This is a genomic window from Polyangium spumosum (genome assembly GCF_009649845.1).
In the GTDB taxonomy this organism is placed as follows: Bacteria; Myxococcota_A; Polyangia; order Polyangiales; family Polyangiaceae; genus Polyangium; species Polyangium spumosum.
Genome location: NZ_WJIE01000002.1, coordinates 847,180 through 870,975 on the forward strand (window position 1 = coordinate 847,180; position 23,796 = coordinate 870,975).

The 23,796-nt window shown below is 69.9% G+C and carries 16 protein-coding genes; 7 read left to right on the top strand and 9 right to left on the bottom strand.

Annotated features, from left to right (window positions below):
• Positions 1–61 precede the first annotated feature (61 nt).
• The 7 genes from mnhG to GF068_RS09450 are packed head-to-tail and all read right to left on the bottom strand — an operon-like array spanning position 62 to position 5,975.
• Positions 62–682, bottom strand: coding sequence for a monovalent cation/H(+) antiporter subunit G (mnhG, locus tag GF068_RS46955; protein ID WP_338046305.1), 621 nt, complete (start codon positions 680–682; stop codon positions 62–64).
• The gene (locus GF068_RS09425; protein WP_153818971.1) at positions 679–945 is read right to left on the bottom strand and encodes a monovalent cation/H+ antiporter complex subunit F; all 267 of its coding nucleotides are present in this window, start codon (positions 943–945) and stop codon (positions 679–681) included. The genes mnhG and GF068_RS09425 overlap by 4 nt, the downstream gene beginning before the upstream one ends.
• On the bottom strand, positions 942–1,415 hold the full coding sequence (locus GF068_RS09430; RefSeq protein ID WP_153818972.1) for a Na+/H+ antiporter subunit E: 474 nt from the start codon (positions 1,413–1,415) through the stop codon (positions 942–944). Before GF068_RS09430 ends, GF068_RS09425 begins: the two co-directional genes overlap by 4 nt.
• Entirely contained in the window at positions 1,412–2,923 is a 1,512-nt protein-coding gene (locus GF068_RS09435; protein ID WP_153818973.1) for a Na+/H+ antiporter subunit D, read from the bottom strand. Before GF068_RS09435 ends, GF068_RS09430 begins: the two co-directional genes overlap by 4 nt.
• A complete protein-coding gene (locus GF068_RS09440; protein WP_153818974.1) occupies positions 2,920–3,267 on the bottom strand; it encodes a Na+/H+ antiporter subunit C in 348 nt (115 codons plus the stop codon). The genes GF068_RS09435 and GF068_RS09440 overlap by 4 nt, the downstream gene beginning before the upstream one ends.
• Positions 3,264–3,683: a Na+/H+ antiporter subunit B gene (locus GF068_RS09445; protein ID WP_153818975.1), complete on the bottom strand. Its 420-nt coding sequence runs from the start codon at positions 3,681–3,683 to the stop codon at positions 3,264–3,266. The genes GF068_RS09440 and GF068_RS09445 overlap by 4 nt, the downstream gene beginning before the upstream one ends.
• 3 nt (positions 3,684–3,686) lie before the next feature.
• Complete coding sequence (locus GF068_RS09450) at positions 3,687–5,975, bottom strand: putative monovalent cation/H+ antiporter subunit A (protein ID WP_153818976.1); 2,289 nt, start codon at positions 5,973–5,975, stop codon at positions 3,687–3,689.
• Positions 5,976–6,106: 131 nt separating this feature from the next.
• Here GF068_RS09450 and GF068_RS09455 point away from each other — a divergent pair, with 131 nt between their 5' ends.
• A complete protein-coding gene (locus GF068_RS09455; protein ID WP_153818977.1) occupies positions 6,107–7,771 on the top strand; it encodes a cation:proton antiporter in 1,665 nt (554 codons plus the stop codon).
• A 9-nt stretch (positions 7,772–7,780) separates the two neighbouring features.
• On the opposite strand, the gene GF068_RS09460 is transcribed toward GF068_RS09455, so the two are convergent.
• Positions 7,781–9,154, bottom strand: coding sequence for a universal stress protein (locus GF068_RS09460; RefSeq protein ID WP_153818978.1), 1,374 nt, complete (start codon positions 9,152–9,154; stop codon positions 7,781–7,783).
• 13 nt (positions 9,155–9,167) lie between these two features.
• Positions 9,168–11,210: a monovalent cation:proton antiporter family protein gene (locus GF068_RS09465; protein WP_153818979.1), complete on the bottom strand. Its 2,043-nt coding sequence runs from the start codon at positions 11,208–11,210 to the stop codon at positions 9,168–9,170.
• A 217-nt stretch (positions 11,211–11,427) separates the two neighbouring features.
• On the opposite strand from GF068_RS09465, the gene GF068_RS09470 reads away from it, so the two are divergent.
• The 6 genes from GF068_RS09470 to GF068_RS09495 all read left to right on the top strand — a co-directional run bounded on the left by GF068_RS09470 (position 11,428) and on the right by GF068_RS09495 (position 23,789).
• The gene (locus tag GF068_RS09470; RefSeq protein ID WP_153818980.1) at positions 11,428–13,191 is read left to right on the top strand and encodes a monovalent cation:proton antiporter-2 (CPA2) family protein; all 1,764 of its coding nucleotides are present in this window, start codon (positions 11,428–11,430) and stop codon (positions 13,189–13,191) included.
• A 94-nt stretch (positions 13,192–13,285) separates the two neighbouring features.
• On the top strand, positions 13,286–15,907 hold the full coding sequence (locus GF068_RS09475) for a hypothetical protein (RefSeq protein ID WP_153818981.1): 2,622 nt from the start codon (positions 13,286–13,288) through the stop codon (positions 15,905–15,907).
• 161 nt (positions 15,908–16,068) lie between these two features.
• Positions 16,069–17,157, top strand: coding sequence for a DUF2169 family type VI secretion system accessory protein (locus tag GF068_RS09480; protein ID WP_153818982.1), 1,089 nt, complete (start codon positions 16,069–16,071; stop codon positions 17,155–17,157).
• A 3-nt stretch (positions 17,158–17,160) separates the two neighbouring features.
• A complete protein-coding gene (locus GF068_RS09485; protein ID WP_153818983.1) occupies positions 17,161–19,374 on the top strand; it encodes a type VI secretion system Vgr family protein in 2,214 nt (737 codons plus the stop codon).
• 13 nt (positions 19,375–19,387) lie between these two features.
• Positions 19,388–21,568, top strand: coding sequence for a type VI secretion system Vgr family protein (locus GF068_RS09490; protein ID WP_153818984.1), 2,181 nt, complete (start codon positions 19,388–19,390; stop codon positions 21,566–21,568).
• Between the two features lie 10 nt (positions 21,569–21,578).
• Positions 21,579–23,789: a type VI secretion system tip protein TssI/VgrG gene (locus GF068_RS09495; RefSeq protein ID WP_170319376.1), complete on the top strand. Its 2,211-nt coding sequence runs from the start codon at positions 21,579–21,581 to the stop codon at positions 23,787–23,789.
• Positions 23,790–23,796 lie beyond the last annotated feature (7 nt).

A 23,796-nucleotide genomic window follows, 5' to 3' on the forward strand; every position in this document is an offset into this window, starting at 1 on the left:
TCCACGCCCCGCCCGCGTGCGGGTCTCCGAGCGAGGCTCTGGGGCCGGTTCGCGCCATTGTCTATGATGGTTTGCCGTCGGGCTCGTCCGCCTCCGGCGCCTCGACCTGGGCCTCGAAGATCTCGCGCACGCGCCCGATCTCGGCAGGCTCGGCGAGCACCTCGAGCTTGTCGCCGAGCTCGAGGATCGTCTGACCCCGGGGCACGATGGTGCCGCCCTCCCGGTAAATGGAGCCAATGAGCACGCCGGGAGGCAGGCCGAGATCGGCGATCCGCTTGCCGATGACGGCGGTGCCGGGCAAGAGCTCGAACGTGCGGCTCCGCGGCTCGGCTCCGGCGAGGGTATGGGTCGTCGGATCGTAATGCCCCACGAGCTCGTTCACCACGGTCTCGGGCGCGAGGGGCACGTTGGTCGTGTACCCGGCGCGCGCGAGCAGGTGCGTGGCCACGGGCATCGTGAGCACCACGAAAGCAATGATGACGATGGCTCGGGTGGTGACGGCCGGCTCGCCGAAATGCAGGGCGGACGCCGTGAGGATACACGTCATCCCGAGGACCGAGGCCTTCGAGGTGACCTGGAGGCGCGTGAACAGGTCGGGCATGCGCAGGATCCCCACGCACGCGAGCAACACGAACAGGCTGCCGACGAGGAGGAGCGCGCCCTCGAGGATATCGACGATCACGGCGACTCCCCCTGCCGCTCGAGGTAATACGCGAACGCGATCGTGCCGAGGAAGAAGATGAGCGACAGCACCATCACCGCGTCGAGGAGGACGCCATGGTCGGTCACCATCGCATACAGGGCGATGCCCGCGCTGCCGACCGTCGCCATGAGGTCCATGGCGACCACGCGGTCGGGCAGGCTCGGCCCGAGCAGGAGGCGAATGAAGGCGGCGACGAACGCCACCGTGACGACGGCGATGGCGACGAGCAAGAGCGGGGTCATCGGAAGAGCTCCTTCACGCGGCGCTCGAGGTCGTTCTTGATGGAGACGCGCAGCGCGTCCGGGCTGTCCACGAACATCGCATGAACGAAGAGGACGCGGCGGTCGCTCGAGATGTCGAGGCCGAAGGTGCCGGGCGTCAGGGCGATGAGGCTCGCGAGCACGGTGATTTCGAGGTCGGTCTTCAGATCGAGCGGGACCGCGACGATGCCGGGGCGGCTCTTGCGCCTGATCGAAATGACGTCGCGGGCGACCCGGAGGTTCGCCCGGACCATCTCTTTCGCGTAAAACAGCAGAAACGACAGGACCCCCGGCACTTTCTCGAAATACGTCGTGGGGCCGATGAGGCGCCGGAGCCAGAGGAGCAAGAGATACCCGAGGAGGAAGCCGAAGGCGAGGCCCCCCGCGGTCACCCGGCCGGTCAGGCTCACCCAGACGATGGCGAGGAACAGGTTGAGGACGAGGGCTCTCATGGGCGAGCGTCCCCCAGCACGGCGCGCACGTATTCGGTCGGATCGGCGAGCTGCGCGGCGGCCCGCCGGACGATTTCGAGGAGCGGCTCGGGCGCCATACCGATGGTGACGCCCAGCGCGGTCATGAGGACGACCGGCACGTAGAGGAGCGCGCGAGGCCGCGAGACGCGCGGGCGCGGCGCGAGTTCGGCCTCGGGAGGCGCGGGCTTCCAGAAGGCCTCGTTCCAGATCTTCGTCATTGAAATGAGCGTGACGAGGCCGACGGCGAGGCTCGTGGCGACGACGGCCGCGGCCCCGCGCGACCCCACCTCGAGCCCCGACCGCACCAGAATGAGCTTGGCCCAGAACCCCGACAAGGGCGGCAGGCCCGCGAGGGAGAGGGCCGTGACGAGGAAGCAGGCGGAGAGCCCGGGGCTCCGCGAAAGGAGTCCGCCCTGGAAATCGAGGCGGACGTCTTTGCCGTCGGGTCGCATGAGCCCGCTGATGAGGAAGAGGTTCGATTTGATGATCGCGTGATGCAACACGAAGAAGATCGCCCCCGCGAGGGACGACGACGTGAACAGGCCGAGGCCCATGACCATGTAGCCGACCTGGCTCACGCTATGAAAAGCGAGGATCCGCCGGACCTCCCGCTGGGACACGGCGCCGAGCACGCCGACCGCCATGGTGAAGGCCGCGATGCCCAGGAGGAGCGCGTGGGTCGATTCCCCGTCGCTCACGAAGACGAGCGTGAAGACCCGGACGAGCGCGTAGACGCCCACCTTCGTCAAGAGCCCCGCGAAGAGCGCGGTGACCGTGACGGGAGGCGTGTGATACGAGTCCGGCAGCCAGAAGAAGAGGGGAAAGACGGCCGCCTTGATGCCAAACGCGACGAGGAAGATCATCGCGAGCGTGGTCCGGATCGGCGCCGAGAGGGTCGGCACCTTCAGCGAGAGGTCGGCCATGTTGAGGGCGTGCACGGATCCGTAGAGGATGCCGACGCCGGTGAGGAAGAGGGCGCTCGAGATGAGGTTCATCGCGACGTACTTGATCGCGCCCTGCATCTGCGGCCGCTCGTTGCCGAGCACGAGGAGCACGAAGGACGCGATCAGCGTCACCTCGAACCAGACGTACAGATTGAAGAGGTCGCCGGTGACGAAGACGCCGTTCGTCCCCATGAGGAGCACGTGCATGAGCGGGTAAAACCCGTGCGCGCGCCGCTCCCGGTCGATGTCGGACACCGAATAGATCGACGTGGCGACCGCGATGGTCCCCGCGAGCAGGACCATCAGCGCCGAGAAGAGGTCGACGACGAACGTGATCCCGTACGGCGAGGGCCAGCCGCCGAGCTGGGTCGATTGAATGCCTCCCCGCACCACGGCGCGGAGCAGGGCGACGCCGACGCCGAGCTCGACGAGGCTGCCGAGGAGGCCGAGCGCGCGCTGGATCCTCTCGCGCCGAAAAAAAAGGAGCGCGAGGGCCGCCGTGGCCATCGGGACGAGGACGGGAAGGACGAGGAGCACCTTCATGGGCGGGTCGATTCGAGAGAGTCGATATCGTCGCTGCCCATCGTCCGATGGACACGATGAAGGAGCACGATGGCGAACGCGACGACCGCGAAGCTGATGACGATCGCCGTGAGGATGAGCGCCTGGGCGACCGGATCGGCCGGCGGCGCGTCGAGGGGCGCGCCGCCCTTGGGGATCAGCGGGGGACGGCCGCGGACGACGCCGCCCGCCGTGAGAATGAGGAGGTTCGTCCCGTGCCCGAGGAGCACGAGGCCAAACGCGAGCTTCACGATGCTGCGCCGGAGCATCAAGAAGAGCCCCGACGCATACAACGCGCCGACGACGATCGCGAGGAGAAGGGTCATGTATTCATCTCCGCGACCATGAGGATGATCATGAGCACCATGCCCATCACGGCGGCATAAACGCCGACGTCGAACAGCACCGGCGTCCCCACGTCGACCAGGCCGAGCCCCGGCACGGGGACGGCCATCCACACGCCCTCCAGGAAGGCGCCGCCCGCGAGGAGGCCGAGGATGCCCGAGAGAAGAATGGTGGAGAGGCCGAGCCCCATCAGCGTCTGGGGCGCGACGCGGAGGAGCCGACGCGTCGACGGGACGTCGTACGCGAGGACGTGGAGCGAAAACGCCGCGGCAATGATGAGCCCGCCGACGAACCCGCCCCCCGGCTCCTGGTGGCCGCGCAGGAGCGCGTAAATCGAGACGATGATCAGGAGCAGGATCAAGACGGGCGTGACGGCGCGCAGGATCAAGGAGGGCATGGCTCAGGCTCCCCTCCGCCTGCCGACCTGGAGGAGCGCGTAGACGCCGATCCCGGCCACGCAGAGGACCGTCGCCTCGCCCAGCGTGTCCATCGCCCGGAAGTCGACGAGGATCACGTTGACGATGTTTCGCCCGTGGGCCTCGGGGTATCCCTTGGCGACGAAGTATTCGCTCAGGGTCGGGTCCGGATACAGCGTCGACGACATGAGGATCAAGAGGGCCACGGTCGCGCCGAAGATCACGGAGACGATGGCGTCCGGGATCCAGACGCGCGCCGGGGACCGGTTCACGAAGCGCGGCAGGTGGTGCAGGACGAGCACGAAGATCACGACCGTGAGCGCCTCGACCATGATCTGCGTGAGCGCGAGATCGAGGGCGCTGAAGATCACGTAAATGAGCATGACGGAGACGCCGATCGCGCCGAGCGCGGCCACGACGGCGAGGCGCGAGAGCGTGCGCGTGGTCATCGCCGCGGCCCCGAGGATCACGACCGCGAGCACGAGCTCCGGGAGCTCCACGCCGCGCAGCGAGATCGACAAGGGCAGGCTCCGGAGGAGCGGCGCCCCGACGAGCACGACCGTCGTCAGGACCGTGACGAGCAGGTAATGGCGCAGGTGCCCCGTCTGGAGCCGCCGCGTCTGCCACGCGGCGAACCGCATGAGCCCCGCGAAGGCAGCGTCGTACACGCGCGCCGGGCCCCACGCGCCGAGGCGCGTGGAAGCGTCGAAGAGGCGCTCTTCACGGCCGGAGAGGACACGAAAGAGCACGACGCCGGCGAGCAGGGTCGCGGCGCTCGCCCCGAGCACGGGCGAAAAGCCGTGCCACAGGTGCAATTCGAGGGGCGCAGGGCGGCCGAGAATGGCGGTCGCCGCCGCGCCCGGGAGGTCTCCGAGCCATTGCGGCGCCAGGCCGAAGACGAGGCTCGCGGCCGCGAGCACAGAAGGCCCGAGCCACATGGATGGCGGCGCTTCGTGCGGGATCCTGGGCGCGGAGGGGGATCCGCCGAAGAAGGGCCGATAGGCGACGAGCACGCTCACCACGACGAGCAGCACGCTCGACAGGACCGCGGCCACGCCGAGGAGGGCCCGCATCGAGGGCGACGCGAAGACGGCCTCGTAGAAGAGCTCTTTCCCCAGAAAGCCGAAGAGGGGCGGCGCTCCGGCGCTCGAAATGGCGGCCAGCACCGCCGCCGTCGCCGTGACGGGCATCCGCCGCGCGAGGCCCCGCAGGCGGGTGACGTCGCGGGTCCCGGTCTCGTGGTCCAGGGTCCCCGCGGTCATGAAAAGCGCGCCCTTGTACAGGGAATGCGCGATGAGATACACCACCGCGGCGGAAATGGCCGCCCGGGTCCCGATGCCGAGGAGCATGGTGAGCAGGCCGAGCACGCTCACGGTCGATTGCGCGAGGATCCGCTTGAGGTCCTTCTGCGTGACCGCGAGGACCGCGCCGACGACCATCGTGGCGGCGCCGACGAGGGTCACGACGAGAAACCATTCTCGCGTGCCGCCGAGCGTGGGGTGCAGGCGCGCGAGGAGATAGACGCCCGCCTTCACCATGGTGGCCGAATGCAGGTAGGCGCTGACGGGCGTGGGCGCCTCCATCGCCCGCGGGAGCCAGAACGAAAAGGGAAACTGCGCCGATTTCGTGAACGCTCCGGCGAGGACGAGGATCAAAATGGGCAGGTAGAGGGGGCTCTCCCGGACGGCTTCACCCGAGAATCGCGAGATCAGCGTCTCGCCGGTCGAGAGGACGAGGAGGACGAAGCCGGCGAGCATGGCGAGCCCGCCGACGCCCGTGACGAGGAGCGCCGTCAAGGCGGCCTTGCGCGCCTCGGGCCGCTCGTGGTCCCACGCGATGAGGAGATACGAGCTCACGCTCGTGAGCTCCCAGCACACGAAGAGGACGAACACGTCGTCGGCGAGCACGAGGCCCGCCATCGATCCCGTGAACAGGAGGAGGTACGCGTAGAACCGCCCGAGCCGCCGATCCGATTGCAGATATTTGCTCGCGTAAATGAAGATCAGCGCCCCGATGCCGCAGATGAGCGCGAGGAACACGAGCGAGAGCCCATCCAGGCTGAACGCGAGCTCCACCCCGAGCGAGGGGATCCACGGCAGCGACGCGTGAACCACCTCCCCCTCGGCGAGGAGCCTCGGGACGAACGGCATCACGGACACGAGCACGCCGAGCGGCAACGCCGCGAAGAGCCAGCCAGCCGGGCGACCGAGCACGCGTTGCAGGGCTTGCGCCAGCAGAGCTCCGATGAATATGCTCAGGACAGCCCACAGCATCGCGGCAGCCTCCCCTTCGATGCCGGGGAGGACCGGATGCGTTCCGGCTGCCAAACGACCTCGGCCATGACCGGTTCACGGTCGTCGCGCTGACGCGAGGCTGATAGGACCCTTCAAATGCAGATGATTCAATGCAGAGCGGCGGACTCCTCGCGCACCTGATCACGGCCCTCGTCGCCGCGATGATCGGCGCCGCGATCGCGTTGCGACTCCGGCAACCGCTCATCATCGGGTACGTCCTCGCCGGCGTCGCCATCGGCCCGTTCACGCCCGGCGTCATGGGCAACACGGAGGCCATCGCCGAGCTGGCCGAGCTCGGCATCATCTTCCTGATGTTCGTGATCGGCGTGCAGCTCTCGCTGCGAGAGCTGCTCCGCGCGAGCCGGATCGCCATCCTGGGTGGGCTCATCCAGGTCGCGGCCATGATCGGGATCGGATACCTGATCGGACGCGCGCTCGGCTGGAGCCACGTCGCGTCGTATGCCTTCGGGGCGGTCGTCTCGAACTCGTCGAGCACGGTCCTCGGCAAGATCCTCTCCGATCGGGGGGAGATCGACAGCCGCCACGCGCGGCTCGGGCTCGCGTGGTCCTCGGTGCAGGACATCTCCACGGTGGCGATCGTCGCCGTCCTCGCGTTCGTCTCCCCCAGCGAGAAGAGCGTGGGCCTCTTGCTCGGCAAGGCGGCGCTGTTCTTCTTCGGCGTCGTTCCGCTCTCGTTCTGGGTGCTGCCGTGGGTGCTCCGCCGCGCCTCCGCGGTCCGCAGCCGGGAGTTCTTCGCGGTCGCGGTCATCACGCTCGCCCTCGCCATGGCGGGCGGCGCCTCGTTGCTCGGCGTGTCGCTGGCGCTCGGGGCGTTCTTGACGGGCGTGGTCGTGGGCGAGTCCGACCTCGCCCACCGGATCCTCGGGGACGTGACCCCGCTGCGGGACGTCTTCTCGGGGATCTTCTTCGTGTCGATCGGGATGCTGCTCGATCCGAAGTTCCTGGTCGACGCCTGGGCGCTCGTCCTGCTCACGGTGGCGCTGATCGTGCTCGTCAAGGGCGCGGTGACGACCTTCGTCGCGCGCTGGGTGGGCTGCTCGGTGCGCGTGGCGGTGCTGATGGGCGCCGCGCTCGCGCAGTCGGCCGAGTTCTCGTTCCTGCTCGCGCGGATCGGCCTCGAAGAAGGCGCGCTGACGAGGCCGATCTTCAACCTGCTGCTCAGCGCGACGATCGTGACCATCCTGCTCTCGCCGATGGTGAACAACCTGGCGCCCGTCGTGCTCCGCTGGGTGCAGGGGCAAAAGGTGCGCGCCGCGCAGGACACGGACACCGTCGCGCCCCCCGCCATCGAGAACCACGCCGTCGTCTGCGGGTACGGGCGCGTCGGGAGCATCGTCTGCAAGCTGCTCGCGCAGCACGAGAAGCCCTACGTCGTCGTCGAGGAGGATCTGCGGCTCGTCGAGGAGCTCCGCGCGCGAGGCGTGATCACGCTCTTCGGGGACGCGGGCCTGCCCGACGTGCTCGATCGGGCGCAGATACGCTCGGCGCGGCTGCTCGTTTTGTGTATCCCCGACATGATGGTCGCGCGCCGCGCGCTGGAGCACGCGCAGGACGTCAGCCGAGCGACGACGGTGCTCGCGCGCACCCACAGCTACGAGGATCGCAGCCTGCTCCAGTCCAAAGGCGCGGGGGAGGCGGTGGTGGGCGAGATGGAGCTCGCGATCGAGCTCGGCCGCCGGGCGCTCGATCGATTCGGCGTCGAAGCGGCGATGGCCGAGCGCTCGCTCAGCGAGATCCGCCGCACGCTGGCTTGAGCGCGCCGCTCACTCCCGCGGCCCCGGCACCACCAGCACCGGGCAGCGGCTCCTCGCGATGACCTCCTGCGAGACCGAGCCGAGCACGGCCGCGCCGACGCCCGAGCGGCCGTGCGACCCCACGCAGACGACGTCGGCCCCCGCCCGCTCGGCGTACTTGACGATCTCGTCGGCGGCGCGCCCGAAGAGGACGTGCTTCTCGGTGCGCACGTGCCGCGCCTTGGCCTCGGGAGGGATCCGCTCCCCGAGCCGGTTCACGAGCTCCGCGTCGCGCACGCGCTCGAGCTTGTGCACGAAGGGCCCCGCGTCGACGACGTGGAGGAGGTGCACCTTGCCGCCGTCCGCGACGAGACCGTACGCGAACGGCACGGCCATGTCCCCGAGCGGGGAGAGATCGGTCGCGGCGACGACGACGCGCGGGGTGTGGGGCACGGAGGGTTTGTCTTCGACCAGCGAGCGCGGGACGCAGGCGACATTCGTCGACGCGGCGCGCACCACGCCCCGCGAGACGGAGCCCGACCAGACCTCCTCGACCCACGAATGTTTGCGCGTCCCGACGACCAGGAGGTCCGCTCGCTCGTTCTCGGCGAGCACCGAGAGGTGCGTCTCCGGCGCGGCGGTCCCCGCCCGGATGATCACGTTCTCGACGCGCGCGCCGGCGCTCTGGATCTGGGCCGCGAGCTCGCCGCGGAGCGCGGTCTCGGCCGCAGGCAAGAGCGCGTTGCCGCTCGGCGGCAAGGGCAAACCGAGGCGGATGCTCGTCTCGTCGGGGCCGGCCACGCACGCCACCGTGATCTCGACGGGGCCCACCCTGGTGAGCTGCTCGGCGAAGCGCAGCGCCCGCGTCGAGGCGGCGCCGACGTCGGAGCCGACCATCACGCGCAGCGGGCGCTCGCCGCGCAGCCACGCCTCGAAGGCCTCCGGCGCGCGCACCATCAGGATGGGGACCCGCGACTGCCGCGCCAGGCGCTCCGCGATGTTCCTCCCGAACGTCGGAGCCAGCCGCCGCGGCGGGGCGATGACGAGGGCCATCGCGACCACGCGCTCGGCGGCGGCGGTGATCGCGTCGGCGATCGGGGAGGCAGCGAGCTCCTCCTCGACGGGGATGTTCGCGGTCGCGCGGAGCGCCGAAGCCGCGTCGGCGAGGGCCTTTCGCTCGTCGGCGAGGAGGTGCTCCTCGGAGGTCCCGAGGACGAACGGGGCGCGTGGATCGGTCGAGGCGTGCACCAGATGAAGCGAGACGCCTGCGCGCGCCGCCATGCCGGCCGCGATCATCCCGGCGCGCTGCGCCTCGGCGGAAAAGTCGGTTGCCACGACGAGCGTCATCCCCGGTACCTCCCATCGAACGAGCACGAGCGCGCCGAACGCCGCCCCTGAGGACATCGAGCGAAAAAAGTCATGCCGACAGACCCAATTCGTCGCCGGCCGCCTGCGCCGGGCCGGCGAGCGGGCGCGTCAGCAGATCGACCGCCTTTTTCACCGAACCGACCGACCCGGCGAGGTACACGACGTCGCCGGCCAGGAACGGCTCGTTCGGGTCCGTCTGCTCGAGCAGCTTCCCGTCGCGCCGCATCGCGACGATGAGCGCCCCCGTCTCGTGTCGCACCCCGAGCGCCGCCGCGGATCGCCCGACGGCCGCGCTCGCCTCGGTCACGAGGGCGCTCTCGATCTTCAGCTCGGCGAGATCGCCGTGATCACCCAGCGCCCGCCGCGGGATCGTCACGTTCCGCTCGGTCGTCTGCGTCGAGGCGCGCACCTCGTCGATCCGCTCCTCGATGACGTTGCGGGGCACGTCGAGCCAGCGCAGGAGCCGCGCGAGGATCTCCACGCCGCCCTCGACCTCCTCGGCGACCACGTCGGTGGCGCCCATCGCGAGTAGCGGCTCCTTCTCGAGGATGTACCGCGCGCGCATCAGGATCGGCACCGTGGGCGCGACGCGCTTGGCCGTGTCCACCACGCGCTGCGCGGCCTGCGGGTCGTTCATCAAGAGCAGGAGCGCGCGGGCCTTCTCGAGGTGCGCGTGGCCGAGCGCCTCCTCGCTGGTCGCGTCGCCGTAGTACACCGGCTCGCCCGCCGCGCGCGCGACCCGCACCGTCTCCGCGTTCAGCTCGAGCACCACGTACTTCGCCCCGCACGCCGTGAGCGCGCGCGCCACGAGCCTGCCCGCGACGCCGTAACCCACGATGACCACGTGCCCCGCGAGGGCGTGCTCGTCGCCGCCGTCCGCCTCGTCGATGCTGCGCACCCCGATGAGCCGCTCGAGCGGCAAGAGCAGGCGCTGGCCTGCGGTCAGGTGCGGCGCCACGCGCACGAAGACGGGCGTGAGGAACATGCTCGCGATCCCGGCCGCGAGCAGCGGCTTCGTCGCCGCCGCGTCGACCACGCCCGCGCTCTCGCCGAGCCGCGCGAGCACGAACCCGAACTCGCCGAACTGCGCGAGCCCCACGCCCGCGAGCCACGCGACGCGCGCCGGGAACCGCATCGCGAAGGCCGCGAGCGTCGCGAGGAAGCCCTTCGCGCCGAGGAACCCCACGAGCAAGAGCAACACGAGCAGCGGCTGCTGCATCACGACGCGGAAGTCGAAGAGCATGCCGAGCGAGACGAAGAAGACGCTCACGAAGGCGTCCCGGAGCGGCAACATGTCCCCCATGGCCCGATGCCCGTACTCCGTGTCGGCGACGACCATGCCGCCGAGGAAGGCGCCGAGCGCGAGCGAGAGCCCCGCCTGCGCCGTGAGCCACGCCGTGCCCACGCAGAGGGCGAGGACGGCCAGCAGGAAGACCTCGCGGCTGCGCGCCGCGGCGACCCACCGGAGCGCGCGCGGGACGACGAGGCGCGCGACGAGGATCGTCGCGACCACGAGCGCCGCGGCCTTGCCGAGCGCCACGCCGATCGACTGCGCCATGTCGCCGCCCTGCGCGGCCGTCCCGAGCATGGGCACGATGAGGACCATCGGGACGACGCAGAGATCCTGGAAGATCAACGTGCCGACGATGAACCGCCCGTGCGGCGCGTCGAGCTCGCGCCGCTCGGCGAGGGCGCGCAGCACGATCGCCGTGCTGGAGAGGGCGAAGACGAAGCCGTAAAAGACGCTCCGCCCCGGAGGCTCTCCGAGCGCGGTGGCGACGCCGGCCACGACGGCCGTGGTGAGCCCGACCTGGAGGAGACCGCCGAGCGCGACCTGCCGGAAGATGCTCTTCAGCCGCGCGAGCGAGAACTCGAGGCCGATCGTGAAGAGCAGGAGGACGACGCCCACCTCGGCGAGGATCTCGATCGAGTGGATCGAGTGGACCAGCTCGAACCCGAAGGGCCCGACGAGGGCCCCCGAGAAGAGCAGCCCCGCCACGGTCGGCAAGCGCAGGCGCGAGAGGATGACCGTGACGAGCACCCCGAGGGCGGCGATGACGGCGATTTCGTCGAGGAGGGGGATTTCACCCATCAGGGCGTGTCCTTGTCGAGGCGCATGTTCCACCCTCGGGATACGCCAATCCTTCTTTTGACGTCAAATTCTAACGCAATGCGGGCGACCGGCCGTATCGGTCGCCGCCGGGAACGGCTACAAGAAAATCGTCACGCTCGGGCGATTGCACGTTCGTGGTGGAGCGACGTACCTCCCCACGACGGCGCCCGAGCACGCAGGGAGCGACCTCCTCGTGATGCTCACCCAATCTGCCCTCTTCCTCGCCGCGGCCGTCGTCGCGGTCCCCCTCTTCAAGCGCCTCGGCCTCGGCTCGGTGCTCGGTTATCTCGCGGCCGGCGCGGTGATCGGCCCCTCGGGCATGAAGCTCGCCGGCGAGGTCGAGCAGACGCTGCACTTCGCCGAGCTCGGCGTCGTGCTCCTCCTGTTCCTCATCGGCCTCGAGCTCCAGCCGAGCCGCCTGTGGAAGATGCGGGCGATCGTGTTCGGCCTGGGCGGCGCGCAGGTCGCGCTCACGACGGGCGTGATCACGCTGCTCGGCCGCGCGCTCGGCGCGCCGTGGACGGCGGCGCTCGTCGCGGGCATCGGCGTGTCCATGTCGTCCACCGCGTTCGCCACGCAGATCCTCGGCGAAAAAAACGAGCTCGGCGCGCCCCACGGCCGCGCCGCGTTTGGCATCCTCCTGTTCCAGGACCTCGTGGCCATCCCGGTCCTCGCGCTCGTGCCCCTGCTCGGGCCCGCCCCCGCGACCTCCTCCGGCAGCTCGTTGAAGCACGCGCTCGTCGTCGTCGCCGTCATCGCCGGGCTCGTGATCGCGGGCCGCTACCTCCTCCGCCCGGCGTTTCGTTTCATCGCGCAGGCGCACAGCCACGAGCTGTCCACGGCCTCGGCGCTGCTCGTCGTCCTCGGGACGGCGCTCATCATGGCGCAGGTCGGGCTCTCGATGGCGCTCGGCGCGTTCATCGCCGGCGTCCTGCTCGCCGATTCGGAGTACCGGCACGAGCTCGAGGCGAACATCGAGCCGTTCAAGGGCCTGCTCCTCGGGCTGTTCTTCATGGCGGTCGGCATGTCGGCGAACCTCGGCGTCGTCCTCGAGCGGCCGATCGTGGTGATCGCGCTCGTGATCGGCCTCGTGGCCGTGAAGCTCGGCGTGCTCTTCGCGCTCGGCCGCGCGCTCAAGCTCCCGTCGCGCTCGGCGGCGAGCCTCGGCGTGTCCATCTCGCAGGGCGGCGAGTTCGCGTTCGTCATTTTCGGCGTGGGCAAAGGGGCCCTGGTCCTCGACACGAAGACGGTGGAGCTGCTCGTCGTCGTCGTGACGCTGTCGATGGCCGTCACGCCGCTGCTCTTCATGGCGCGCGACGCGATCACCCGGCGCCTCGCCGCGCAGGATCGGCGCTCGTTCGACCAGATCCCCGACGAGAACAGCCGCGTGATCATCGCCGGGTTCGGGCGCTTCGGCCAGATCATCGGCCGCGTGCTCCGGCTCAAGCGGATCGCGTTCACGGCGCTCGACGCGAGCGCCACGCACGTGGATTTCGTGCGTCGCTTCGGCAACAAGATCTATTACGGCGACGCCTCGCGCGTCGATCTCCTGCGGGCCGCGCGGGCCGACCGGGCCGAGGTCTTCGTCCTCGCCGTCGACGACATGGACGCCTCCATGCGCACGCTGCGCGTCGTGCAGGAGCATTTCCCCCACCTCAAGATCGTCGCGCGGGCGCGCAACCGGCAGCACGCGTATGCGCTGCTCGACGCCGGCGTCTCCACGGTCATCCGCGAGAACTTCGCGGGCAGCCTGGAGGCGTCGCGGCTCACGCTGGAGGAGCTCGGCCTGCCCGCGAGCGACGCGCGCGAGACCGTGCGCAAGTTCGGCGACTACGACGAGATCATGGTCCGCAAGGCGTACGTGCACCGCAACGACGAGAAGGCGCTCGTCGAATCGGCGAAGCAATACGCGGCCGAGCTCGAGCGGCTCTTCGAACAAGACGCGCAGGGCGGGGCCTGAATCGGCGCCGAGGCGTGCGCTCTCCCACGCGCGCCCTCCACGCGCCCCGCCACTTCCTACCGCTTCGGCGCGTGCTTCCGGTACAATCGCCGCCATGGCCCCCTCCCCGCAGCCCGCCGTCGAAGCCGCGATCTGGCTCGCCTTCGCCCCCGGGGGCGGGCACTTCACCGCCGTCGCGGTCGGCCCCCATCACCTGCTCACGGTCGCGCGGGTCTGCGAGAACGCCCCCTACGTGAAGCTCCTCCGCGCCGGGGAGCAGGCGCGGACGGCCGAGGTCGTGCAGTTCCTCCCGCCCGAGGAGGGGGACCTCGCCGTGCTCCGCTGCGCCGAGGAGCTGCCCCACGTCCTGCGGCTCATGCCGGTCGACGAGATCAAGGACTTCGAGCTCGACACGCCCGTCACCCTCGTCGGCTTCCGCGACAGCGTCGAGAACGCCCTCGCCAAGCGCGCCGTCGTCCTGCACTGGACGAGCGTCTCCCTCATCGCCGGCGAGCCCGACGAGCCGCCGCCGCGCAAATCCCAGCCCGACACGCTGCCGCCGCTGCCGCGCCTGCTCCAGGTCGTCCAGGAGAACGAGGCCGGCGGCCCCATCCTCGACAGCCGCCAGCGCCTCGTCGGCATCGCCGGCCGCCTCGACGGCGAGGGCGGCGTCGAGGGCGTCGTCACCACGCTCGAGCGCTTCTACGAGCGCAACCGCAAGTGGAAGATCCCCCTCGGCCCGCCCGCGCCGCGCGTCGCCAAGGCGCCCACGATGGCGCAGTCGCTCGCCCTCATGCACCTCGTCGCCGCCCAGCACGAGGAGCACGACGGCTCGAACCCCGCCGCCCTCGTCGAGCATTACAAGGCCGCCCTCCGCCTCGACGCCTCCTCGGGCGCCGCGCACCTCGGCCTCGCTTGCGCCAAGAGCCTCGTCAACGAGCTCGACGAGGACGTCTTCCGCAGCATCGGCCGCGCTTGTGAGCTCTTGCCGTCCTCCGAGTGGTCGCCCGAGTGCGCCGACACCCGCCTCGCCAACCTGCTCCGCTCCTCCAAGCACCTGCACGGCGTCGTCACCGCCCTGCGCGCCGACCTCAAGCGTGGCCGCCCGCTCGCCGAGTGGGCCGCCCTCGGCCGCGCCGTCGCCGACCTCGTCCATGCCCCCGTCGAGGAAGACGAAGGCCGCCCTCGCCCGCCCGAGAAGGCCGCCGGCCGCCTCCTGCTCTGGGCTGGCCAGCCTCGCGCCGTCATCGCCATCCCCTCGCGCGAGCAGCCCGACATCCTCCGCGCCGCCGCCTTCCTCCTCGTCGACCACCCCGAGCAGGCCCTCTTCTGGCTCGACGATCCCCAGGACGACGAGGCCGTCGAGTCGAGCCGCATGGAGACCACGCAGCAGCTCGTGCTCGCGCTCCGCTGGATCGCGCGCTGCCGCGAGGGCATGTACGACGGGCTGCTCTCGCGCGAGGTCGCCGAGAAACACGGCGCCATCCTCGGCAAGCTCATGCCTGGCGGCGACGTCCTCTCCTGGCACGCCCACGCCCTCGGGAAGGCCCACCACGGCGAGATCGAGAGCGGCCTGGAGGACCTCGACCGCGCCATGCGCATGCTCTCGCCGATGGCCTTGCCGGGCCGCTGGTCGCGCGAGTTCCCCGGCCTGCTCCCCACGCCGGCCGAGCTCGCGGCCGCGTTTGGCAAGGTCGTGCTCGACCAGGGCAGGGCCGAGCTCGCGCGCAAGGTGCTCGAGAAGCTGCCCATGCCGGCCTCGGACGACGCCCACGCCTCCGAGCTCACCGCCGTCGAGAAGCGGCTACGCGCGCTCGCCGGCATCGAGTCGGACGTCGAGGTCTCGCCCGACCGCGCCCTGCTCAAGGCGAACCGCGAGGATCCCCGGGCCGTGCGCCTCGCCCGCGTCCTCGCTTATTTCGCCGAGAGCGACCTGCCACGCGAGCGCCTCGGGGATCTCGGCGAGGCGCTGCCGATCCTGCTCAAGCTCGGCTTCCTGCGCGAGGAGGCCGACATCGTCTCCTACGAGCCCACGTTCCGGTCGCGCGTGCGCGAGCTCGCCACGCCCGATCAACGCACGGCCGCTTTGCACGACGGGCTCGACCTCTTGCTCATGGCCTACCTCGAGGCGAGCGCGCGCGAGCGCACCGAGCTCTGGTCGCACATCCAGGAGGCCACGAAGACCGCCCTCGAGCACGACGTCGAGCATGTCCCCGTGGCCGAGCTGCTCGCCCGCGTGGGCAACCAGCGCGCGCGGGAGCTCTCGTACGCCGAGGCGCGGGACCTGCTCGAGCGCGCCTCCGACCTCGGCAGCCGCGCCTCCGCGCCGGCCGATCTCTGCGCCGAGATCGACATGGACCTCGGCTGGGTCGAGGTCCTCTCCAACAGCACGCAGCGCTCGCAGGAGCGCCTCGAGCGCGCATTGAATTTTTACAATGAAATGGCAATGACCTCGACCGGCGCGACCCCGCACCGTCGAATGGCGCGAATTCATTACAGCCTCGCGCGGCTCGCCGTGGGCAAGAGTGATCGCGACGCGGCGTACATGAATGCGTGTCGCGCGCTGGAGGAGGCCGATCGTGGGTTCGAGCCGGGGTCGCGGAAGGCGGCGCAGATCTACACGAGCCTGGCGCACCTCTTCGTGGATCTCGGGGATCACCTGCGTGCGCGCAAGGCCGCGGCGAGGATCGCGCCGCGCGAGCGGGAGACGCGGACGGATCTCACGCTCGACGCCTGAAGATGCGTTGCCTCACCCCCCAACCCCCTCTCCGCGCCGCGGAGAGGGGGTGATTCGCACACGTTCGGCCTCCCTCCCTCTCCACCGCGTGGAGAGGGAGGGTTGGGGTGGGTGAGGGAGGCTTGTAGCCGGGTGGCGAGTGCGCGTACCATCCCCGCGTAATGAATTTCGAGGCGCTCGTCGAGAACATCAGCTGGGCGAGCGTCGGCGCCGACGTGATGATGGACCGCCACGGCCGTGACGTCGCCGTCGTCGTCGCCAAGATGGCCTACAAGGTGAGCCGCGAGGGCGCGCCGCGGCTCGCGCTCGCGCCGGTGCGCCGCGTGGACGAGGGCGACGGCGCCGCGGGCGTGCGTTTTCCCGCGGACCTCGTGGCCGACGAGAAACCCGGCACCGACGTCGGCCTCGTCGGCGTCGCGTATCCGCCGCCTCGTTCGGCCGGGAACAAGGGGCGCGTGTATGCGTGGCTCCAGGTGGGATCGATTCGCAAGGTCGTCGTGGTGCACGGGCCACGCGTCTACGTGAAGAGCTGGCGCGGCGGCGTCGCGCCCTCGGATCCTGCGCCGCTCGTCGAGCCCGTGCCGCTCCGCTACGACAAATGCCAGGGCGGCCTCGACCCGATCTCGGGCGCGTTCGAGCCTTCGAACCCGATCGGCGTGGGTTTTTCCAGCCAGCCCACGCGGCTGCTCGGCGAGCCTTGCCCGCAGCTCGAACCCGCTTCGATCGAGGAGGGCGGCGCGCCGTCGCACCCCTCACACGGCTGCTTCGCCCCGATCCCTGCGCACTGGGAGCCGCGGCGCTCGCGGATCGGCACGCACGACGCCGCCTGGGCGAAGGGCCGCGCGCCCGTGCGCCCGCGTGATTTTGATCCGATGCACCACGCCTGGAGCGTCCCGGGCCTGCACAGCGAGGCGCCGCTCGTCGGCGACGAGCAGATCGAGGTGGGCGGTATCTTGCCGGAGGGCGCCTGGCGCTTCCGTTTGCCCCGGTACACGATCACGTTCGGCAGCCTGATCGACGGCAAACGAGAGGCGATCGAGGCGCACCTCGACGGTCTCCTCATCGACACCGAGACCCGCGTCGTGGAGCTCACGTGGCGGGCGTCGATCGTCTTGCCGCGAAAATGGGAGCGGCTCGAGCGGATCTATGTGGTCGGCGTGGGCGCGTTGCCCGAGGACGTGATCCGCGACCCGGGCCAGCGCGTAGGGACGGCGAGGGCCGCGGAGCCGGCGCGCGCGAGGAGTGTGTAGGCCATGAGCAAACAAGCGTTGCGCATCGAGGTATTCTTGAGCATCGGCGACGCCTCGTGGCCGGCGCTGCGGGCGCGCGTCGAGGAGGGGATCAGCGAGCTCGGCGGGGCCTGGGTCGAGGTCGCCGTGGGCACGGACCTCGACGTCGAGGCGATGCTCGAAGAGACGGCCACGCTCGTCATTCTCTGGGACGGGCAGGAGAAGCGCCGCTTCACGATGCAGCTCGCGCGGGGCCGCTTCCTCGACGAGGAGGACGGCCACCTGCACTACGAGCTCGAGCTCCGGCCCACGTTGTGGTTCCTCGGCCTCGACAAGAACACCCGCAAATGGCGTGATCAGCGCGCCGAGCCGATCGTCTCGAAGGTCCTCGGCGAGGGCTCGGTCGCGCACGCGTGGCGCACGACGCGGCAATCGGACCTGCAGCCTTATTGCATGCAGTATCGTGAGACGAACCTCGCCTTCGTGTCGCGGATGCTGGAGTTCGAGGGGTTTTATTATACCTTCGACCCCGACGGCACGATGATCCTCGGCGACACGTCCTCCGCCTCGCCCGAGGTCGAGGGCGGCGCGGAGTTCGAGCTCATCGACGCCGCGGGGGCGCTCGCGCACGGCGATTTCGGCGTGACCTCGTTCGAGCGCGGCGCGGCCGTGGGATCGGGAAAGGCCACGGTCAACGACTACAACTGGAAGACGCCGGCGCTCTCGTTGCTCGCGTCGGCCACGGGGGCGAAGGACACGCACCTCGAGATCTACGATTACCCCGTCGGGTACAGGAGCCCGGCCCAGGGTGAGGTCCTCGCGAGGCTCCGGGTCGAGGCGCTCTGCGCGGAGAAGCGGTTCGTCGAGGGCACGAGCACGGTGTTTTCCTTCGCGCCGGCGCGCATCTTTTCGTTCACGCACGAGGAGGCCACGAGCTTCAGCGGTCGTTACCTGCTCGTTCACGTCGAGCACGACTACCGCGAGGAGGGCGGCGTCGCGCACTACGAGAACCGCTTCCGGGCGATCCCCGCGGACGTGCCGTACCGGCCGGCGCTGAAGACGGAGCGCCCCGAGATCCAGGGCAACCACACGGCGATGGTGCGTGGCCCCGCGGGCGAGGAGATCCACACGGACGCTTATGGCCGCGCGAAGGTGCAGTTCCACTGGGATCGCGAGGCGAAGGGCAGCGACGAGGACTCGCGCTGGATCCGCATGCTGCAGGAGATCTCGACCTCGATCGCGCTCTCGCGTGTCGGCTGGGAGATCAGCGTCGGTTACATCGACGGCGACCCGACGCGGCCGATGGGCCTGGCGCGGCAGATCAACGGGCAGATGGTCCCCATGTACAACCAGCCCGCGTTCCGGAACCGGATGACGATCCGCACGGAGACGTACCCCGGCAAGGCGGGGTTCAACGAGCTTCGTTTGGAGGACTCGGCCGGCTCCATGCACATGGACTGGCACGCGCAGAAGGACTGGAAGAACCTGATCGAGCACGACCGCACCGAGACGATCGGGAACAACCTCACGGTGCTCGTGGAGTCGAACTCCACGCGCGTGGTCGAGAAGACCCAGCAGTACACCATCGGCGCCGACCAGACGCGGACCGTGGGCGGCAGCGTCATCAACAAGGTCGAGCTCGATCGCACCCACGCGATCGGCGGCGACGAGTCGATCCACGTCGAGGTCGGGGCCGACACGGCCGTGACCGGCAGCGAGGTCGAGACCGTGGGCGGCACGCGGTACACGCGGGCGGGCAACGACGAGGCCGGCTCGATCGATCGCAACATCCAGAAGACGCTGACGCGGATCGTGGGCGGCTCGCAGATCTCGATGGCGGGCGGCTCGGTGGCGCACGAGGGCGGCAAGGTGCTCGTCGAGATCGCCTCCGGGTCGAAGGTCACGGTCGCGATCGACGAGAGCATCAAGCAGGCGGTCGCCGACAAACACGGCACGTTCGTGAGCGGGTACGTCCTGCGCAAGTCGAAGGGCGACATGAGCGTGTCCGCGAAGAAGACCACCGTGAACGTGGGCGCCTCCGCGATCTTCCGCTCGGCCGAGCGCATGGAGCTCCGCAGCAAGGCGATCGAGCTCGTCGCGTCGGCCTCGATCGCCCTGCGCGGCGAGGGGCTCACGATCGAGATGACGCCCTCGGGCGTGAGCATCACCGGGCCGCTCAAGCAGGAGAGCGGCACGAAGATCACCTACCGCGGCAACCCCGAGAAGCTGACGCCCTGAAGGAGAACGCGCGATGGAGCTTGCATTCGCCGAGCTGTCTGTTCAGGGGATCGAGGTGCGCCGCGTGCTCTCGATGCGCGGGGAGGAGGCGCTCTCGACGCTCTTCCGGTACGACGTCGAGGCCGAGATCGAGCTGCCCTTGCCCGACGTCGACGTGGTGATCGGCGCCGAGGCGGTCCTCACGATGCGGGATCAGGCCTACAAGGAGCGCGTCGTCACGGGCGTGGTCGCCGAGGCGAGCGCGCGGGCCTTCGACAACGAGCGCGGCCGCGTCACGATCGTCCTGCGGCCGATGATGTGGCGGCAGTCGCTCGGCCGCGACTGCTACGCCCTGCAGGACGTCGACGTGCAGAAGATCGTCGACGACGTGCTCGCCGACTACACGGGCAAGTACCGCTGGGCCCTCACGCGCGGCTACCCCGAGTATCCCTACCGCGTGCAGTATCGCGAGGACGACTGGACCTACGTGAGCCGCGTCCTCGAGGAGGAGGGCATCCACTACTGGTTCGATCACGAGGCCGGGTCGATGACCGTGTTCGCGGACGACTCGACCGTCGCGCCCGACATGCCCGGCGGCGCGCTCTTGCCCTGGGTGCGCGAGAGCGCGCTCCAGCCGAAGCAGGACGCCGTGACGGAGCTCGGCTCGACCAGCGCCGCGTCGACGGGCCGGTTCGCGATGAAGTCGTTCGACCTCAAACGGCCGACCGTGCCGATCCAGGCGAAGGCGGGCGCGGGCAAGCACGAGTTTTACGACGCGCCGGGCGGCGGCACGGGGATGGAGACCATCCTCGAGGCGCGGGTGAGCGATCAGCGGGACGCGAACGTGGCGTCACGCGCGGGCGTGGCTGGGCTCTCGACGAGCGTCCGCCCCTTCCCGGGCGTCGTGCTCGAGATCGACGGGCACCCGGTCGGCAAGATGAACACGCGTTACCTCGTGACCCGCGTCGAGGTCCGCGGCGACGAACACGAGCCGTGCTCGACGCGCTTCCAGGCGATCCGCGCGGAGGTCCCGTTCCGGCCGCTGCAGAAGACGCCCGAGGCGAAGCAGGCGGGCCTGCAGCTCGGCCAGATCGTCGGGCCCGACGGGCAGGAGGTTCATCCGGACGAGCTCGCGCGGGTGCGGACGATCTTGCACTGGGATCGGCTCGGGCCGCGGAGCGAGAAGGGCGGCACGTGGATGCGCGTGGCCCAGCGCGCGGCGCCCGGATCGATGCTGTTTCCGCGCATGGGCTGGAACGTCGCGACCTTCAACGAGGAGGGCGGCGTCGACGCGCCGAGCGTGATCTGGCGCATCCACGACGGCGAGCGCCTGCCCGAGTACAAGCTGCCGATGAACATGACCCGCGTCGTGTGGAAGACGGCGACGGTCCCGGCGGACGGCACGGCGAACGAGATCTACTTCGAGGACAGAGAGAACGCCGAGGAGATGTTCATCAACGCCTCGCGCGACATGAACTACATCATCCTCGACGCGAAATACGAGAACGTGCACAACGACTCGTGGCGCACCGTCGGCGTGAACCACGACCTCACGATCCACGCCTCGCTCGACGAGCGCGTGATCGGCGATCAGACGATCTCGATCGGCGGGAACGAGACCCTCACCGTCTCCGGCCAGCGCATCAAGACCGTGTCGGGCAACGAGACGGAGACGGTGGGCGGCTCGCGGAACATCCGCATCGGCGACGCGCACCGCACCTCCGTGCGGGGAGATCGCACGCTCTCGGTGGGCGGATCGATGATCGAGATCACGCCGAACAGCATCAACCAGACGGCGCGCGACGTGGTGACGGTCGTGGGCGGCAGCGTCGTGAAGATCGCGGGCGAGGACGTCTCGGAGGCGGCGCGCAAGGACTCGACGCAGGTGATCTCGGGCTCGAAGATCGAGGTCGCGAAGAAGGATCGGGCGCTCGACGTGGACACCGAGTGGACCGAGGAGGTGGCGAGCTCCATCGTCTGCGTGTCGAACGAGAAGTACCTCGACAACGCCGACACCACCGCGACGTGGATCGTCGCCGACTCGGTCCTCGGCAGCGCGCCCGTCGTGCACATCGAGGCGATCGACTCGATCCGGCTCACCTGCGGGAGCAGCGTGCTCACGCTGACGCCGGAGGCGATCACGATCACGACCCAGAACCTCGATCTGTCCGGCGCGACGCTCGACGCCGACAGCGAGCTTGTCGAGCACAACTGAGGAGGACGCCGTGGCAACCGAGGATCCGGTCCTTTATTTCATCGAGCTCGGCGGCACGACCTACCGGGTGACGACGGTCTCGGGCGAAGAGGCGCTCTCGCGGACGTACCGCTTCGAGATCACGCTGCACGTCGAGCCCACCGATCCGCTCGACCCCGACGCGCTCGTCTTCTCCGACGCGACGCTCGAGCTCGCGCGCGAGGGCACGCTCCGGCGCATCCAGGGCGTCGTGACCCGGATCAAGCGCGCCGCCACGCGCAAGGGCAACGCGGGCACGGGCCAAGTCACGCTCGTCCTCGAGCCGCGCCTCGCGACGGCCCGGCACCGCATGGACATCCGCATCTTCCGCGACAAATCGGCCCCCGAGATCGTGGCCGAGGTGATCGGGGCGCACGGCGTCGCGGTCGAACAGCGCCTCGTCGGCTCGTACGTCAAGCGCCCCTACTGCGTGCAGATGCGCGAGTCGGACCTCGATTTCGCGGCGCGCCTCTGCGAGGACGAGGGGATCTTCTACGTCGTCGACGACGAGGGCCGCATGGTGCTCGGCGACTTCACGAGCGCCTACGTCGACGGCCCGGGCGCGCTCGCCTTCCACCACGACTCGGGTTTGCACGGGCAACGCGACGCCGTCTACGAGGTCGGCTGGGCCGGGCGCGCGACGGCGGGCAAGGTCTCGCTGCGTGATTTCAACCCCGAGCGCCCGCGCCTCGACATGGACGTCTCCGCGAAGGGCCCGACGGCGTGGGGGCCCGAGTGGTACGACTATCCGGGCGAATACGAGCTGCCCGCGCAGGGCCAGGCCAAGGCGAACCTGCGCGCCCAGGCGCTCGCCTGCGCGAAAAAACGTCTGGCCGGACGGACCACGGCGCCGCGCACGATCACGGGCGGGCTCTTCACGCTCGTCGACGCGCCGCCGGGCGTGGAGGACGGCGAGTACGTCGTGACGAAGATCGTGCACGCCTGGGATCGCGCCACGAGCGCGTTTTCGCTCGGCTTCGAGGCGCTGCCCGGGAGCACGGTGTACCGGCCGCCGGTCGAGACCTACGTCCCGACCCTGCCGAACCCGCTCACGGGCTTCGTGACGGGGCCCGAGGGCGCCGACATCCACACGGACCCGTGGGGCCGCGTGAAGGTGCATTTCCCCTGGGATCGGCTGCAGCCGAAGGACGACACCTGCTCGCACTGGATCCCGATCCTGCAGGACAACACGGGCCGCTCGTCGGCGATGCCGCGTATCGGCTGGGAGGTGCTCTGCCAGTTCCTCGAGGGGGATCCGGACAGGCCCGTCGTGCTCGGTCGTGTCTTCAACGCGGCCGATCCCTTCATGGAGGAGCTGCCGATCCGCAAGATGCGCACCTCGCTCCAGTCGCTGACCTCGCCCCGCCGGAAGGACGGACCTTCGGGCTACAACATGATCCGCTTCGACGACCTCGCGGGCGCGCAGGAGATCCACCTCCACGCCCAGAAGGACCAGAACATCGTCGTCGCGAACGACCAGGACGAGAAGGTCGGCGCCGCCGAGGCGAAGCTCGTCAAGGGGCACGAGCAGATCCGCGTCGGCGCGAACGAGACCATCGACGTGACCGTCGACAGCTCGTCGAAGGTGGACAGCAACCAGCGCGTGACGATCGGCGGGAATCGCACGGCGAAGATCACGGGCCACCAGACCGACTCGGTCGAGAAGGATCACAGGATCGGGATCGGCGGCTCGCACCTGCGCGACATGCACACCGACGACAACGTCGCGGTCGAGCAGAACATGACGGAGCTCATCGCGGGCCACGTCTTCGAGCAGTCCGGCCAGACGAACGCGGTCACGGGCGGCAACTCCTCGGTGCTCGTCGTGGGCGGCTCGATCGTGGAGGTCGCCAAGCGCAACAAGAGCGAGACCACGGAGAAGAACCGCACCGAGACCGTGAGCGGCCTCGTCTTCCAGATGGCCGACGAGAGACACGCGTCGCGCGCCGAGGAGTCACGCACGACGACCGTCGCGGGCAGCTACGTGGTCTCCTCGCTGAAGGAGCTGCTGCTCGCGGGGCTCGACGAGCTCCGGATCGAGTCGACCGACACGGCCCTCTCGGCCCCCGAGATCACGCTGAAGGTCGGCGAGACCGAGATCCACCTGAAGGGCGGCACGATCGACATGAAGGCGCCGAGCGAGATCACGGTCGACACGCAGCAGGCGAACAACCTCGGATCGTCGACGTCGTCGCAGAACTGAGGCAGGA